This is a genomic window from Paenibacillus sp. J22P90, from assembly GCF_059692195.1.
Genome location: NZ_JCAUAY010000003.1, coordinates 854964 through 870064, shown reverse-complemented (window position 1 = coordinate 870064; position 15101 = coordinate 854964). Strand labels below are relative to the sequence as shown.

The 15101-nt window shown below is 46.5% G+C and carries 14 protein-coding genes; 13 read left to right on the top strand and 1 reads right to left on the bottom strand.

Features of this window, described 5'->3' with window-relative positions; genetic code table 11:
* Nucleotides 1–126 precede the first annotated feature (126 nt).
* The 4 genes from AC58UX_RS14025 (at nucleotide 127) to AC58UX_RS14010 (ending at nucleotide 4227) form a co-directional block, all read left to right on the top strand.
* A complete protein-coding gene (locus AC58UX_RS14025) occupies nucleotides 127–1740 on the top strand; it encodes a DHA2 family efflux MFS transporter permease subunit (protein ID WP_497253562.1) in 1614 nt (537 codons plus the stop codon).
* A 6-nt stretch (nucleotides 1741–1746) separates the two neighbouring features.
* The gene (locus AC58UX_RS14020) at nucleotides 1747–2355 is read left to right on the top strand and encodes a PadR family transcriptional regulator (protein ID WP_497253560.1); all 609 of its coding nucleotides are present in this window, start codon (nucleotides 1747–1749) and stop codon (nucleotides 2353–2355) included.
* 268 nt (nucleotides 2356–2623) lie between these two features.
* Nucleotides 2624–3349: an MgtC/SapB family protein gene (locus tag AC58UX_RS14015; RefSeq protein ID WP_497253558.1), complete on the top strand. Its 726-nt coding sequence runs from the start codon at nucleotides 2624–2626 to the stop codon at nucleotides 3347–3349.
* Nucleotides 3350–3432: 83 nt separating this feature from the next.
* A complete protein-coding gene (locus AC58UX_RS14010) occupies nucleotides 3433–4227 on the top strand; it encodes a DeoR/GlpR family DNA-binding transcription regulator (protein ID WP_497253678.1) in 795 nt (264 codons plus the stop codon).
* 46 nt (nucleotides 4228–4273) lie between these two features.
* On the opposite strand, the gene AC58UX_RS14005 is transcribed toward AC58UX_RS14010, so the two are convergent.
* Entirely contained in the window at nucleotides 4274–5080 is an 807-nt protein-coding gene (locus AC58UX_RS14005; RefSeq protein ID WP_497253556.1) for an HAD family hydrolase, read from the bottom strand.
* Nucleotides 5081–5283: 203 nt separating this feature from the next.
* Between AC58UX_RS14005 and AC58UX_RS14000 the strand changes: the two genes are divergently transcribed.
* The 9 genes from AC58UX_RS14000 to AC58UX_RS13960 all read left to right on the top strand — a co-directional run bounded on the left by AC58UX_RS14000 (nucleotide 5284) and on the right by AC58UX_RS13960 (nucleotide 15047).
* Nucleotides 5284–6765, top strand: coding sequence for an ethanolamine ammonia-lyase reactivating factor EutA (locus tag AC58UX_RS14000; RefSeq protein WP_497253554.1), 1482 nt, complete (start codon nucleotides 5284–5286; stop codon nucleotides 6763–6765).
* Entirely contained in the window at nucleotides 6762–8120 is a 1359-nt protein-coding gene (locus AC58UX_RS13995; protein ID WP_497253552.1) for an ethanolamine ammonia-lyase subunit EutB, read from the top strand. The genes AC58UX_RS14000 and AC58UX_RS13995 overlap by 4 nt, the downstream gene beginning before the upstream one ends.
* Before the next feature lie 14 nt (nucleotides 8121–8134).
* Nucleotides 8135–8893 (top strand): ethanolamine ammonia-lyase subunit EutC, encoded by a 759-nt coding sequence (gene eutC, locus AC58UX_RS13990; protein WP_497253550.1) that lies wholly within the window; start codon nucleotides 8135–8137, stop codon nucleotides 8891–8893.
* Nucleotides 8894–8931: 38 nt separating this feature from the next.
* Nucleotides 8932–9873 carry a metallophosphoesterase family protein gene (locus tag AC58UX_RS13985; protein ID WP_497253548.1) on the top strand — a complete coding sequence of 314 codons (942 nt, stop codon included), beginning with the start codon at nucleotides 8932–8934 and terminating at the stop codon, nucleotides 9871–9873.
* A gap of 172 nt (nucleotides 9874–10045) precedes the next feature.
* Nucleotides 10046–11647, top strand: a complete 1602-nt coding sequence (locus AC58UX_RS13980) for an ABC transporter substrate-binding protein (protein ID WP_497253546.1) — start codon at nucleotides 10046–10048, stop codon at nucleotides 11645–11647.
* On the top strand, nucleotides 11635–12663 hold the full coding sequence (locus AC58UX_RS13975; protein WP_497253544.1) for an ABC transporter permease: 1029 nt from the start codon (nucleotides 11635–11637) through the stop codon (nucleotides 12661–12663). The genes AC58UX_RS13980 and AC58UX_RS13975 overlap by 13 nt, the downstream gene beginning before the upstream one ends.
* Nucleotides 12660–13517, top strand: coding sequence for an ABC transporter permease (locus tag AC58UX_RS13970; RefSeq protein ID WP_497253542.1), 858 nt, complete (start codon nucleotides 12660–12662; stop codon nucleotides 13515–13517). The genes AC58UX_RS13975 and AC58UX_RS13970 overlap by 4 nt, the downstream gene beginning before the upstream one ends.
* Before the next feature lie 20 nt (nucleotides 13518–13537).
* Nucleotides 13538–14455 carry an ABC transporter ATP-binding protein gene (locus tag AC58UX_RS13965; RefSeq protein WP_497253540.1) on the top strand — a complete coding sequence of 306 codons (918 nt, stop codon included), beginning with the start codon at nucleotides 13538–13540 and terminating at the stop codon, nucleotides 14453–14455.
* Nucleotides 14445–15047: an ABC transporter ATP-binding protein gene (locus AC58UX_RS13960; RefSeq protein WP_497253538.1), complete on the top strand. Its 603-nt coding sequence runs from the start codon at nucleotides 14445–14447 to the stop codon at nucleotides 15045–15047. Before AC58UX_RS13965 ends, AC58UX_RS13960 begins: the two co-directional genes overlap by 11 nt.
* Nucleotides 15048–15101 lie beyond the last annotated feature (54 nt).

The following is a 15101-nucleotide window of genomic DNA, read 5'->3' as shown; positions in this document are numbered from 1 at the left end:
TGGAATAGAGCCGTCTTTCCCTATATTAGAGGAGAAAAACCATCTTGCTATTACCTCAAATTTGAGTATAATTACAAATGGGTAATCAAATTTGAGTAATATTTTGAGATGAAAGGATTGAAATCTGTGGACGCTAATCGCAGTAATGTAAAACTTGTCATTGCAGGTTTGCTTCTCGGCTTGTTTATCGCCGCACTCGATCAGACGATTGTATCGACGGCTATGGGCACGATAATTAAACAACTTGGAGGGTTGGATAAATTTATATGGGTGTATTCCGCCTATATGATCGCTATGGTTGTCTCCACACCGATTTTCGGTAAGCTCTCGGATATGTTTGGGCGCAAGTCGTTCTTTATGATCGGGCTTGTTCTATTTATGCTTGGATCCATCCTTTGTGGAACCGCGCAAAATATGGAGCAGCTCATCATTTATCGTGCCATCCAAGGGATTGGCGGCGGGGCGCTGATGCCAATTGTATTTACGATCATTTTCGACTTGTTCCCAGCTGAGAAACGCGGCAAGATGATGGGGCTTTTCGGTGCTGTATTCGGTATTTCAAGTGTGTTTGGCCCTATTCTAGGCGGATTAATCACGGATAATATCAGCTGGCGCTGGATTTTTTACATCAACGTGCCACTAGGTATTCTTTCTCTGCTTTTCATAGCTAATGCGTACCACGAGAATAAAAATACACGCAAACAATTGATTGACTGGATCGGTGCGATTACGCTTACGGGCTTTGTGCTTTTCCTTATGTTCGGTCTTGAGCTTGGCGGAACAGACGGATGGGCGTGGAATTCCGTGAAAACGATATCTCTATTCATCGCTTGCGGCATATTCCTGATTGCTTTCTTACTTGCTGAACGAGTAGCGAAAGATCCTATTATTAAGCTGAGTCTTTTCAAAAATAAGGTGTTCACGAGCAGCATGGGCATCTCGGTGCTTTATGGCGGCGTGATGATCGCGGCAGCTTCCTATATTCCGCTTTTCATTCAAGGCGTATTCCACAAAACGGCTACACAAACGAGCACGGTCATGATTCCGATGATGCTTGGTGTTGTGGCGAGCAGTCAAATCGGTGGACGTGTGGTTACGAAGTTCCGTTATCGTGACGTTATGCTAGTATCCGCGCTGACACTGATTATCGGTATTTCACTTCTCGGTTTTGTGATGGATACGGCATCAAGCCGTCTTGTCATTTCTTTCTTTATGATCATCGTAGGGCTTGGAATCGGGGTTTCCTTCTCCCTGTTGAACATTTCCACACTGAACGCTGTGCCTCCGCAATATAAAGGGACATCATCGTCGCTGATTACGTTCTTCCGCACAATCGGCTCTGCACTTGGTATTACCGTATTTGGTGCCATTCAAAAATCCGTGTTCCAATCGGATATTAAACTGCTGCCGAATCTGAATCCTCAGTTGGCTGAACAGATTAAAGGCGGTCAAGCGCTTCTGGATCCTACCGTGCAAAAACAAATGGGACTTAGCGCGGATGTTGTGCAAGTGATGCTGCAACAATTTGCAAATTCGGTCATTGCTATTTTTCAATGGTCGCTCCTTCTTCCGCTGGTTGCGTTGATTTTCGTATTCATGATGGGACGCGCTCGTTTAGAGTTGAATAAAGCCGGAGCTCCTGGCGGTCCTGGTGCACAAGGTGGCCCTGGTGGTCCAGGCAAACCGGGTGCTCCCGGTGGTGGTGGCGGCAAGCCCGAGCCTTCTTATAACAAGGGGTAAGGCATCATGTCAATCAGGCTTTTAATTCTTGGCTTGCTGATGGAGTGGGATATGCATCCCTATGAGATTCGGCAAATAATCAAACAACGTAATTGGAGCGAAAGCTTCAAACTCAGAGATGGGTCACTTTATTATGCCGTGGATCAACTTCGCGAGGATGGCCAGATTGAAGCCGTCGAAGTTGTCGCGATGCAAGGAAATAACAGGCCAGATAAAACAATTTACCGAATTACGACTCGTGGACGTGAAGCCTTCTCGAAGCTGCTCGAGGAGCAGTTTAAGCTAACATCCTATCCACAGCATCCGCTCTTCCTTGCCATGCCGTTTGTTCGCCACGGTGACCCGGGAATGATTGAGGATCTTATCCTGAAGCAGTTGGATGTGTGTGAAACACGATTAGCACGCATGCAAGCGGTGTTGGAGCTGAAGGGAGATTTTCTCCCTCGCGGAAGTTCGTTAATGATCCAAGGCTTCATTCAATTTGGTGAAACGGAGAAGTTGTGGTTGTTGAGCGTGCTAAAGGAAGCGCGTTCGGGAAAATTGTTTGAGGTGCATAAATTAACAAACGAACAAAAGGAGATCCTGGAGTCCAGAGTAAAGGATTTCAAAAAGTAGGGAACGGAGAAGCCACTGAGGCTTCTCTTTTTTTTGCAAATATAAGACTTTATATGTTTCACATCATAATTTGGCTATATTTCTCCATAAACGCACCCGTCCTTGAAGGACGGCGTAGCCGGTTATTTTGGTTGGGCAGCCAATAACTATAACAATCTTATTGACATTCCCTCCATTGTTGAATATGATTTGAAATAAACAAAAAGTCACAAAAACAAATAACAATACAGAACAAACAAAGTATTCGGTTGAAAGGACGTGTTAACCAGTGTCTCTTTTTTCCAATCCAGATGTATGGCATATCAATCATTTTGAGTTGACGCTCCGATTGGTTCTTGCCCTCATTTTAGGAGGCTTGATCGGTTTTGAACGTGAGATGGGTGGGCATTCGGCAGGCTTTCGCACCCATATCCTAGTGTGCATCGGTTCAGCAGCTATTGTTCTTTTATCTATTTATGGGTTTGCGGAGTTTGCAAGTGAGCCAAGTGTGAGATTGGACCCCGCACGTTTGGCGGCTCAAGTTATTAGCGGAATTGGCTTTTTAGGTGCTGGAACGATTATGAGAACTGGATTCTCCGTGTCAGGTTTGACGACAGCCGCGTCACTCTGGGTGGTCGCCGCGATAGGGTTATCCGTTGGAGCGGGATTTTATTTTAGTGCAGCTGTGGCTACAGCACTTGTTGTCATTTGTTTATTTTTCTTAAATAAGCTTGAGACTGTTTTTTCAAAGACGAAGGCGAGTCGTGAGATTTTGTTGAAAATTGAGCAAGAATCAACCAAATTACATGCGATTATCGATCGCATGAACGGATACGGAATACGTATCCAAAAGATCATTATCGAAACCGAAGAGAACACCTCTGAGCAGCTTCATTCTGTTAAGATTCGCATGCAAATTAAAATCAAACAGCCCAAACGTTTTGAGGAAGCGCTTGTAAGTCTTGCTTCGTTTGAGGGTGTTCTAGGATTGGAAACAGTAGCAGCTGCCTCCTAACAAAGGCGGGATACAAACATCCCCTTTTTAACGGTATAATCATTGTAACGAGCGTTTAAAGAACTTTAATTTATGATGTGGTGGTGTTCGGTTTGTCGCTTTTGGCACAGGAAAGAAAAGAAATGATCCTCCAGGTCATGTATCGCGATGGTAAGGTAAAAGTGCTTCCGATGGCTGAGCAGTTAGGTGTATCCTCAGAGACGATTCGTCGTGATTTGGACGTGCTGGAATCAGAGGGTAAATTGACACGGGTGTATGGTGGTGCTGTGCGTTCGGGGTATGAGCATGGTGAACCTCCATATCATCAAAGAGCGCAAATGCATACCGATGTCAAAATGAAGATTGGGCAACGTGCTGCTGAACTGATCGAAGATGGGGATACGATTGCTTTAGACGTCGGGACGACCATTTTAGAGCTGGCCAAGGCGATTGTTGGAAAACGCAACTTAACGATCGTCACAAATTCGCTGCCCATTGCGTCTTGTTTGTCCGATTCCTTAAACAGTAAACTGTTCACGGGGAAAGTATTTTTGCTGGGAGGCGAGCTAAATCCTGAACAGCAATCGCTTACTGGCCCATTGAGTGAGGAACTGATGGCTAAATTCTTTTTAAATAAAGCTTTCTTATCCGTCGGAGGGGTATCATTGACAAGTGGGCTAACAGACTACGATCTCGATGAGGTCGTGGTTTCTAGAAAGTTTGCTATGTCCGCACAACAAGTGATTGTCCTTGCTGATCAATCCAAAATTGGTGTACAGGCATTTGCACAGATTGCGGAATTGGAACAAGTGGATATTATCGTCTCTGATCAGTCCCACCCTAAGGATTGGAAAGAACCACTCGAACAAAAAGGCGTATATTGGTTAGTCGGCGAATAAAAAAAAGGTTCAGCTAGAGGATTTTCTCCGGCTGAACCTTTTTATGCTATTTGTTCATAATCCCTTGTAAGAGAGGAATAAGTTCAGATAAGGTTGAAATTTCGAAGGTAGCGGGACTATCTGTAAGGATTTTTTTGTTGTGATGATTGATCCAGACACTAGGCATTCCGACGCCATAGGCACCTTTAATATCCGTATTGAGATTATCGCCTATCATAAGCGCTTCCAGGGCAGAGACATTGAGCAGATTCAAAGCATGTTCAAATATGGATGGCGCTGGTTTCCCCACACCGAACGTACCCGAAATGATAACATGATCAAAATAATCTTCGAGTCCTGGAATACTATCGATTTTCTCCTGCTGCAGATCTGGGGCGCCGTTCGTCATGAGGAGTAAGTGATACTGTCCTTTTAATTGATTTAACACGGATCGTGTATCTTGATACACGTAGGCGCGCTGTCTTCTTTCTTTTGCAAATTTGTCAGCTAGTTGCGCTCCGAGATCAGCATTGACGATGCCGCGCTGAAGTAAGCTTTGGGACCAAGCCTCTCTTTGGTAAATGGGAGCTAGCTCCTCTAGTTTACGTAAGGCTGGATGCTCTCCTCCTCCTATGAACTTCCCCCACAATGCTTCAAGAAAAGTAACCTCAATATTATGAGCCCATTCATAAATCTCCATCTGTTTAAATAAGTTTTCCGCTGTCTCACGAACCGTTTGTTCCAGAAGAGTAGGATTCACACCACATAATTGTTCCGCGAAGCGGCATGTTTCCACAAAAGCCTCATCGATCCCTCGTTCATCCCAAAGCAATGTATTGTCTAAATCGAAAATAATAGCATTTAAAGCGCACATATTGGTCGTCCTTTCTATGTTTGTTTCTTAAAAGATACAACAATTATAAACATTAATCAACAACATTAAAGAAAAATTAATAAAATGACAGATTAATATTGGCGAAATCATTGACATATAGCGTGTGTATCCCCTAATATAAAACCACAAAGTATAAAAAGAACGGTCAAGAAACAACAACACTTCAAGTGAGGTGACAGCTCATGATAGACGAATGGATCCTTAGCACAGGCATTGATATCGGGACGAGTACAACAAAGCTCATTGTTAGTAAATTACACGTTTGCCAGGTTTCAAAGGCTGGTGCACTCCCACGATTTGAGATAGGGAACAAGGAGCTTATCTACACAAGTCCACTTTATGAAACACCGTTACTTTCTGAGGATGAAATCGACGCGCCATCGATTCTATCGATCATACATACAGAATATGCGAAAGCAGGATTTCAAGCGGCTGACGTACAGACTGGAGCGGTGATTGTGACTGGCGAGACGGCAACGAAGCGAAATGCCTCCCAAATCATTCATTTGCTTGCCGAGCAGTCGGGCAACTTTGTAGTCGCAACAGCTGGAGCGGAATTGGAAGGTGTTTTGGCTGGGAAAGGCTCTGGGGCCGAGGAGAGGTCAAAGTCTTTACAAGGTATAGTAGCTAATATTGATATTGGTGGCGGGACAGCGAATGTTGCTTTATTTCAACTAGGAAAACTGCTCCAAACGATCACTTTTCATGTCGGTGGACGAGTAATTCTACTGGATCAGAGTGGGAACGTGAAAAGAATTTCGCCCTTTATTGTACCTTGGCTGGAAGCTAATCAATTTAAGATTGTCCCTAGCATAATGATAGATTATGAGATGCTGCAAAGGTTATGTACGCAATTAAGCTGGGATATGCTGACCTACTTGTCAGGCAAGGAAGTGCCGCTGAATGCCCATCAACTGCTCCTGGGTCATGGCATGCCAAGTGCGATGACCATCGACTATTGGATGTTTTCCGGTGGTGTAGGGGAGCTCATGGATAAGCCGTTTAAAGAAACGCTGGAAGACACCACGCGATATGGTGATTTTGGTCCGCTGCTGGCGCGATCTTTGGTTGAAGTTAGTGAACAACTAGGGCTGACACGCTTACATGCTGATCAAACCACTCGAGCCACTGTGATCGGAGCAGGCATGCAAAGCACAGAACTGAGCGGAGCTACAGTATATGTGGATAAGTCTATCCTTCCATTACGTAACTTGCCTGTCATTCATCTTGATTTATATGCAAGTGAATTGCTTTCTCCGACTTTGTTAAAAGAAAAAATCGCGTCTACGCTGCGCCAATGCAAACAATATTATGGTTTACCTGAAGAGGATGAGATCCTCTTTGCAATTGCCATTAAAAGCAATGACATCTTCTCATATCGGAATATCCAAAAAATAGCACAATTATTGTTGCAGGCGTACACGGATATATTACCTGCAGTACGTTGTGTCATCCTTATCTGTGATCAGGATATGGCCAAGGCTTTGGGGCAGAGTTTGCACCTACAGAGTGACAAGGGATGGCATTTCGTGTGTATTGATCAAATTCAAGTTCAGCATGGCGACTATATCGATATTGGTTGTTCTACGACAGGGACATGGGTGCCAGTAACCGTAAAGACATTGGCTTTTCATTCAATTGACAAAAGGCGGGGGTCCATTTGAGAAAAACCAAGCTGCTGGGTACCATATATACGTTTACAAACTTAAAAGAGGTGCTGGCTAAGGCTAACGAGGAAAAATCGGGAGATCAACTGGCGGGCATCGCCGCTGCAGATGCGAAGGAGCGGATGGCTGCAAAGCTCGTCTTGGCGGATATGACACTGTCCGAAATACGAAATGAGCCGTTGCTTTCTCCAGAAAAGGATATCGTATCCAAAATCATTGAAGAGGCCGTCGATGAATCTGTCTACGCGAAGATTAAGAACTGGTCCGTTGCTGAATTGAGAGAGTATATTCTTCAACAAGGCACCAAGAACCAGCACCTTCACCATCTCTCACGGGGATTAACGAGTGAAATGATCGCAGCTGTTACCAAGCTAATGAGCAATTTAGATCTTATACAAGCTGCTTCTAAAATACAGGTGTTAACAACTTGTCATACCACAATTGGTCAAAGGAACGTGCTGGCAAGCCGAGCACAGCCTAATCATCCGTCAGATTCCGTCGAAGGCATGTTGGCATCCCTTTATGAAGCATTAAGTTATGGAATCGGGGACGCAGTCCTTGGCATTAATCCCGTCATTGACTCTCCTGAAAGTGTGAAGCGATTGCTGAATGCAACGAAGGAAGTGATTACGAAATGGCAAATACCTACACAGAACTGCGTGCTAGCGCATATTCAAACGCAAATGCAAGCCATTCGACAAGGTGCACCTGCGGATATGGTGTTTCAGAGTTTAGCAGGAACGGAAGCTGGTAATCAGGCTTTTGGGATCAGCTTAGACATGCTGGATGAAGCGGATGAACTTATCCGATCGAAAGGATCAGCGAAAGGTCCCAATCGATGGTATTTTGAAACCGGACAGGGTTCCGAGCTATCTTCCGAATCGCACAGCGGGATTGATCAATTAACGCTGGAATCACGGTGCTATGCGTTGGCGAGAAAATATAATCCTTTTATCGTGAATACCGTTGTTGGATTCATTGGACCCGAGTATTTATACGATAGCAAACAGGTGATTCGAGCGGGTCTGGAAGATCATTTCATGGGCAAAATGCATCTACTGCCAATGGGTTGCGATGTCTGCTACACCAATCATATGAAAGCAGATCAGAATGATATGGATAATCTGGGGCTGCTTCTAAGTATGGCTGGGCTGAATTTTTTGATTGGTGTACCGATGGCGGATGATTGCATGTTAAATTACCAATCCACCAGCTTTCATGATATTGCTACACTGCGTGATATTACAGGCCGCAGGCCGGCTCCTGATTTTGCCCTGTGGCTTGAAAAGATGGGGATTATGGACAAAGACGGACTGACGTCGATAGCGGGAGATGCGACCTTGTTTTTTTAAGGAGGTAAGGGGAGATGGCGGATATGAATGAGAAGCTTAAGTTGCCGACCTTATGGCAGCCGAAATCAGCCGAAATGCTTCAGCTGCAACAATCCAGCACGCCGGCACGAATTGGGGTATGGAGAGCGGGTACGCGTCCGACCACGAGTCAAATGCTGAAATTTCGTTGTGATCACGCCGCTGCCGTAGATGCGGTTTACAGTACAGTTAGTGAAGAAATCTTGCAAGAACATGGGCTATTTACGGTAGAGACGCAGTTTGAGCATAAAGAAGAGTATTTGAAGCGGCCAGATAAAGGTAGAAAATTGACGGATAAGGCAGTTGAATTGCTCAAGCTGAACTGTATCGTAAATCCTCAAGTTCAAATTGTCGTGTCCGACGGCTTAAGCGGAACTGCCATTAATACGAATCTGACGGATTGCTATCTATCCCTTCTCGATTCACTGGCCGTGTATAACATGTCGATCGGAACCCCCTTTTTCGTAAAAGGAGGCAGAGTCGCTTGTATGGATCAAATCGGGGAAGTTTTGAAAGCAGAGGTTTTGGTGCTGTTTATTGGAGAAAGGCCAGGACTTGTTTCTTCTAGTTCCATGAGTGCCTATATGTGCTATCGGCCGAGGTTAGGTACAGTGGAAAGCGATCGAACCGTCATCTCCAACATTCATCCTCAAGGTACGCCTCCCGCGGAAGCAGGTGCTTATATTGGTGAATTGCTGCATACGATGTATGCGAATAAGGCAAGCGGAGTGAAATTGGATAGCAGACGCACTTAAATCATTCAAACATTCTAACAAACAGAAGGAGAATTATGATGCAGAATCAACTTCGATTTCGTGAAAATCAAACATTTACAATTGCGCAATTTACAGATATTCATTGGAAAAATGGTGAAGAGGAGGATCTGCAGTCGAGGAGGCTAATGGAAGAAGTGCTCGATGCTGAACGTCCTGATCTTGTTGTGCTCACTGGCGATGTCATCTACACAGGTCCAGTATCAGCTGGGACGTTAAAATGTCAGGATCCTGCGCAAGCATTCAGGGACGCTGTTCATGCCGTGGAATCCCGTGGTATTCCATGGGCTGTCGTCTTCGGTAATCATGATACGGAGGAAGATATCACAAGGGAAGAATTAATGCGTGTCGTGCTGGAACATCCACATAGCGTTGCGCAATCTGGACCTGCCGAGATTCAAGGCGTAGGCAATTATTCGGTACAAGTAACGAACAGCGATGGGCAGATGGGAGCTGTGTTGTACTTTTTGGATTCCGGGAGCAAGTCGACGCTGGAAAATGTAGATGGTTACGATTGGATTAAGCAAGATCAGATCGAATGGTATGTGAATGAATCTAAAAATTTGATTCCACAAAATAGTGTTGATGACGTTCCGGCGCTTGCCTTCTTCCACATTCCACTTCCTGAGTACATGGAGGTCTGGGAAAAAGGGAACTGCTATGGCAATAAATTTGAGGATGTATGCTGCGCTAAAATAAATTCGGGATTGTTTGCCGCCATGCTGGAAAGAGGCGATGTTGTCGGTACCTTCGTTGGACACGATCATATCAACGATTACTGTGGAAATTTGCATGGTATTGGGCTTTGCTATGGTCGAGCTTCGGGTTACAACACGTATGGCAAAGAGGGGTTTGAAAGAGGTGCTAGACTCATTCGCTTGACGCAAGGAAAGCGTGAATTCGAAACTTGGCTGCGATTAGCCGACGGGTCTGTGATCGAGCAGTTGCCTCAGCAACGCTAACGAAAAAAGCGCGTATCAAAGACTTTCGGGTCTTGATCGCGCTTTTTTTATTAGTACCCACAATGTTAGTTGTCGCCCCTCTAAGTTTGGAAAAATAAGTTCATTTCCCATCCATTTTGTGTTACTATTTTAACGAATCGTGTTACTGCACACGTGAACATTGAAGGATGTGATGGATTTGAAGCATCGTTTATCTTTGATTTTGATTGTATTGATAGTCGTAACTACTATAACAGCATGTCAGGCAGAGAAGCCGCAGCCAGTTGCTGAATCGTCTAAAAAAGAGATCATTCTAGCCATTGGCGGTGAACCAGAAGCGGGCTTTGATCCGACAACGGGCTGGGGGCGTTACGGTTCACCCTTATTTCAAAGCACACTGCTCAAACGAGATAAAGATTTGAATATTGTTAATGATTTGGCTACAGGATATGAGGTCAGTCAAGATGGAACGACTTGGACCGTTAAAATACGCAAAGACGCCAAGTTCAGCGATGGAAAACTAGTAACTGCGGCAGACGTGCAATATACCTATCAAGCTGCTTCAGCGAGCGGCTCGTCGATCGATCTGAGCAATTTGAAAAGTGTGGAAATCTCAGATGACACGACGATCAAGTTTACACTGAAGGAACCGCAATCAACGTTTGCGCAGATGCTGGTGTCAACTGGCATTGTTCCCAAGCATGCTCATGGCAAGGATTATGCACTGAAACCGATTGGCTCAGGACCGTTCAAATTAGTTCAATGGGACAAAGGGCAGCAATTGATCGTTGAGGCGAATCAGGATTACTACGGAAGTAAGCCATTTTTTCAAAAAATCACGTTCCTTTTCCTAGGTGAGGATGCTGCATTTGCGGCGGCTAAGGCGGGAACGGTTGACATGGCTGCGATTCCTGCCGCATTTAGCAAGCAGGCTGTGAACGGGATGGAATTGACGGCCGCTAGGACAGTCGATAATCGTGGCATTATGTTTCCTTACGTGAAATCAGGAGAGAAAACGAAGGAAGGATATCCGATCGGTAACGATGTAACAGCCGATGCAGCGATTCGTAAGGCAATAAATGTCGCGCTAGATAGAAAGGCATTGGTGCAAGGTGTTCTAGAAGGTCATGGTACACCTGCTTATACCTTGAATGACGGTCTTCCTTGGTTTAACTCAGAGGCCGTTATTGCGGATGCGGACTTGAATGCAGCGAAGAAACTGCTTGCAGATAACGGATGGAAAGATACAGATAACGATGGCAGTGTTGAAAAAGGGGCTTTAAAAGCAGAGTTTAATCTCCTCTACCCATCTAGTGATGTTACACGTCAATCGCTTGCCATTGCGGCTGCGGATATGTTGAAGCCTTTAGGGATGAAGGTGAAAGCTGAGGGGAAAAGCTGGGACGAGATTGAGAAGCAAATGCATGCTACTCCTGTGCTTTTTGGCTGGGGAAGTCATGATCCGCTTGAAATGTACAATGTATACAGCAATCAATTTGGTGGAGTGGAATACTACAATCCTGGATACTACAACAATCCGAAGGTTGAAAGCTATATGACGCAAGCCTTACGGGCGACAAACGAAAAGGATGCTTGGGCATTTTGGAAAAAGGCACAATGGGATGGAGAAACAGGGCTAAGCGCGAAGGGGGATGCCCCATGGGCGTGGTTGGTCAATCTAGATCACCTCTATTTGGTGAAATCTGGTCTGGATATCGGTAAGCAAAAGATTCATCCGCATGGTCATGGTTGGCCAGTCACCGATAACATTGAGGAATGGCGATGGAAATCATAAAACGGGAATCCACTTTCCTAGGAAGCCTGCGCGGGATTCTTCTCCCTTTTATCCTTCGCAAAGGACTAGGGTTAGCTCTGCTGCTGCTGGCCGTGAGCGCTATTTCATTTATGCTCGTTCATTTCTCTCCGATTGATCCCATTCAGGCTTATGTCGGTGCAGATATGATGAGAGTTAGTGCGGAACAGCGTGAGGCTATCGTGCAATATTGGGGGTTAAATGACCCGCCACTGTTACGGTACTGGCATTGGTTGAGCGCGCTGGCGAGCGGCGATTTAGGAACATCCATGATATACCGCCGACCTGTGTTAGAGGTGATCGGTGAGCGTTTCGCTGCCTCTCTGACTCTTATGGGAGCCGCCTGGCTGTTGTCCGGTCTGATCGGATTCGTTGCTGGCGTGTTGGCTGCGATGAATCGGAATCGATGGGTCGATAAATTAGTCCGTTGGTATTGCTATACTCTCTCCTCCACACCGACGTTTTGGGTTGGTTTGCTTTTCATGCTTGTTTTTGCAGTGTGGATGGGCATTCTGCCAGTTGGGCTTGCCGTTCCTGCGGGCATTACATCAGATCAAGTTCAATGGATAGATCGTATTCGGCATATGGTGCTGCCTGTGCTAACGCTGAGTGTGACGGGGATCGCAGCGATCGCTCTGCATACGAGAGAAAAGCTGATCGATGTGACGAATAGGGACTACTGGTTGTTTGCAAGAGCTCGCGGCGAGGGAGGGTTCATCCTTTTTTGGCGACATGGGCTGCGGAATGTGGCTTTGCCAGCGATTACACTGCAATTCGCGTCATTCAGCGAGCTGTTCGGCGGAGCGGTATTGGCGGAACAAGTATTTTCATATCCAGGATTGGGGCAGGCGGCTGTAGAAGCGGGACTTCGCGGTGACGTTCCCTTGTTAATGGGCGTTGTGTTGTTTAGTGCTGTATTTGTGTATTCAGGGAATGCGATGGCTGATCTCAGTTATCGTCTTATCGATCCGAGAATGAAAGAGGGCAGGCGGTCATGAAGCAACTTTTGCGCGTCAGAGTGACGCTTCCCAAGCTTCATTATCGACAGCGATTATGGATGTCATCTATGGTCGCTTTATTTCTATTACTAACTATTATCGTGATGTCCATTGGGCTGGACACCTCGGGGTTAGCCACGAACTTGGCCCAGCGTAATTTGGGACCTTCCGCTCAGCATCTCTTCGGGACAGACTGGCTAGGCAGAGATATGTTGACCCGTACGATAAAAGGACTCATTCTCAGCCTTCAAGTCGGGCTAACCGCGGGGGTTTCCAGTGTCGTGATCGCCAGTATAATGGGACTTACAGCTGCCGTCTCAGGTACTGTAGTGAATCGTTTCATTAGCTGGCTGACGGATTTATTTCTAAGTGTGCCTCATTTGGTGACACTGCTTTTAATTGCCTTTGTGCTGGGCGGAGGGGCCAAAGGGATTATCATTGGCGTCGCGCTGACACATTGGCCAAGCTTATCGAGGGTTATTCGCGCAGAGGTTATGCAAATTCAAACGGCACCGTATGTCGTGATCTCCCGCAATTTCGGTAAATCCAGTTGGTGGATCGCGACTAGGCACATCATTCCTCATCTGATTCCACAACTAGTGGTGGGACTTATTCTCATCGTGCCGCATGCAATCTTGCATGAAGCCTCGATTACTTTCATCGGCATGGGGCTATCGCCACATGAGCCTGCGATTGGTATCATTTTATCCGAATCGATGCGGTATTTGTCTTCAGGGCTGTGGTGGTTAGCATTGTTTCCTGGCTTTTGCTTGTTATTATTGGTACGGACCTTTGCGCTATTAGGCGAAAACTTAAAACAATGGGTTGATCCACGAGATGCTCATGATAAATAAGGATGGGGAGGGGCTCGCTTATGCTGGAAATTAGCAAGCTTTCTATCCGGTTTAATCGATATGACCGCCGCATGCGACAGGTGCAGACAGATACGATTCATAACCTTCATCTGTCTATCGCGGAAGAAGAGATTGTAGCGGTTGTAGGCTCCAGCGGTTCAGGCAAAAGTCTGCTCGCGCATGCCATTCTAGGCATTCTCCCAAGTAACGCGGAGGTCAGCGGTCGCATCGACTTTAAAGGGGAAGCATTAACCCCTGCGAGGCAGAAACGGATACGTGGCAAAGAAATCGCGCTTATCCCGCAATCTGTGCAGTATTTGGACCCATTGATGCGGGTCGGCGAGCAAGTGCAGCAGTCTGTTCGTCAGGGTGATCCGGTGGAGCTTCAGCGGAAAGCTTTTAAGAAGTATAACCTTGCTGATTATGTGGCAAAATGGTTCCCATTTCAGTTATCCGGCGGCATGGCCCGTAAAATTCTTGTCTCAACCGCAACGGTTAGCGGTGCTAGGTTGTTAATCGCGGATGAGCCAACGCCTGGCTTGGATAGCGAAGCCATGACCGAAACGTTGACGCGCTTCCGAGAGCTGGCGGAGGGAGGCTGCGCGGTGATGCTGATCACGCATGATATCGAGGCAGCTTTAACGGTCGCAGACAGAATTGCTGTCCTCTACGCGGGAACCGTTGTGGAAATTGCGCAGCGCAGCGACTTTACGGATGACGGGGAGAGGCTGAGACACCCCTACACGAAGGCGTTGTGGAGGGCGCTTCCAGGTCAACAATTCACGGCGATTCAAGGCACGCAGCCTTTGCCGGATGCGTTGCCCAAGGGCTGCGTGTTTGCTCCACGTTGTTCGTTGGCGACAGCGGAATGTGAAGAGATGCCGCCGGAGCCGCGCAAACTGAGAAACGGCGAAGTGAGGTGCTGGCATGCCACTTGAGGGGAAGTCGCTAGGATTTCGATATCCTAAAGGAGAATGGATTTTTCAACATATAAATATTGGCCTTGAAGCCGGAGAGGTCGTCGGACTTGTTGGACCTAGCGGTTGCGGCAAATCTACGCTAGGAAAATTGCTCGCAGGTCATTTAAAACCGCTTGAGGGAGAAGTGATTCAAGATGGTCGTTCGCAAGCCGTCTCGGGTGAGCGCAATCCGGTACAGTTAGTGCTTCAACACCCTGAACAAGCGGTGAACCCGAAATGGAAGCTGCGGCGTACGCTTGCGGAGGCTGGGAGCATAGACAGCAAGCTGCTAACGGAGCTCGCCATTGAGGATGAGTGGTTAAACCGTTATCCGAGCGAACTCTCGGGGGGAGAATTGCAGAGAATCTGCCTAGCTAGGGCGCTGGGAGCTGGCACGCGTTATTTGATTGCAGATGAAATGACCACCATGCTCGACGCCATTACGCAAGCACAGATTTGGCAGACGGTGCTGAAATGGGTGGAACGCCATCACGCCGGTATACTGGTCATCAGTCATGAGCATCAGCTGGTGAACAGAGTATGCAGCAGGGTAGTGGAGTGGCGGAAGTAAGGACGCCATTCTCCTTTGCATAGGGTGGGGGGCTATGATATGATGCAATCATGA

Coding starts and splice junctions, on each gene's coding strand:
- AC58UX_RS14020 (WP_497253560.1), top strand. CDS start 1,747: ATGTCAATCAGGCTTTTAATTCTTGGCTTGCTGATGGAGTGGGATATG.
- AC58UX_RS14005 (WP_497253556.1), bottom strand. CDS start 5,080: ATGTGCGCTTTAAATGCTATTATTTTCGATTTAGACAATACATTGCTT.
- AC58UX_RS14000 (WP_497253554.1), top strand. CDS start 5,284: ATGATAGACGAATGGATCCTTAGCACAGGCATTGATATCGGGACGAGT.
- eutC (WP_497253550.1), top strand. CDS start 8,135: ATGGCGGATATGAATGAGAAGCTTAAGTTGCCGACCTTATGGCAGCCG.
- AC58UX_RS13985 (WP_497253548.1), top strand. CDS start 8,932: ATGCAGAATCAACTTCGATTTCGTGAAAATCAAACATTTACAATTGCG.
- AC58UX_RS13980 (WP_497253546.1), top strand. CDS start 10,046: ATGGATTTGAAGCATCGTTTATCTTTGATTTTGATTGTATTGATAGTC.
- AC58UX_RS13975 (WP_497253544.1), top strand. CDS start 11,635: ATGGAAATCATAAAACGGGAATCCACTTTCCTAGGAAGCCTGCGCGGG.
- AC58UX_RS13970 (WP_497253542.1), top strand. CDS start 12,660: ATGAAGCAACTTTTGCGCGTCAGAGTGACGCTTCCCAAGCTTCATTAT.
- AC58UX_RS13965 (WP_497253540.1), top strand. CDS start 13,538: ATGCTGGAAATTAGCAAGCTTTCTATCCGGTTTAATCGATATGACCGC.
- AC58UX_RS13960 (WP_497253538.1), top strand. CDS start 14,445: ATGCCACTTGAGGGGAAGTCGCTAGGATTTCGATATCCTAAAGGAGAA.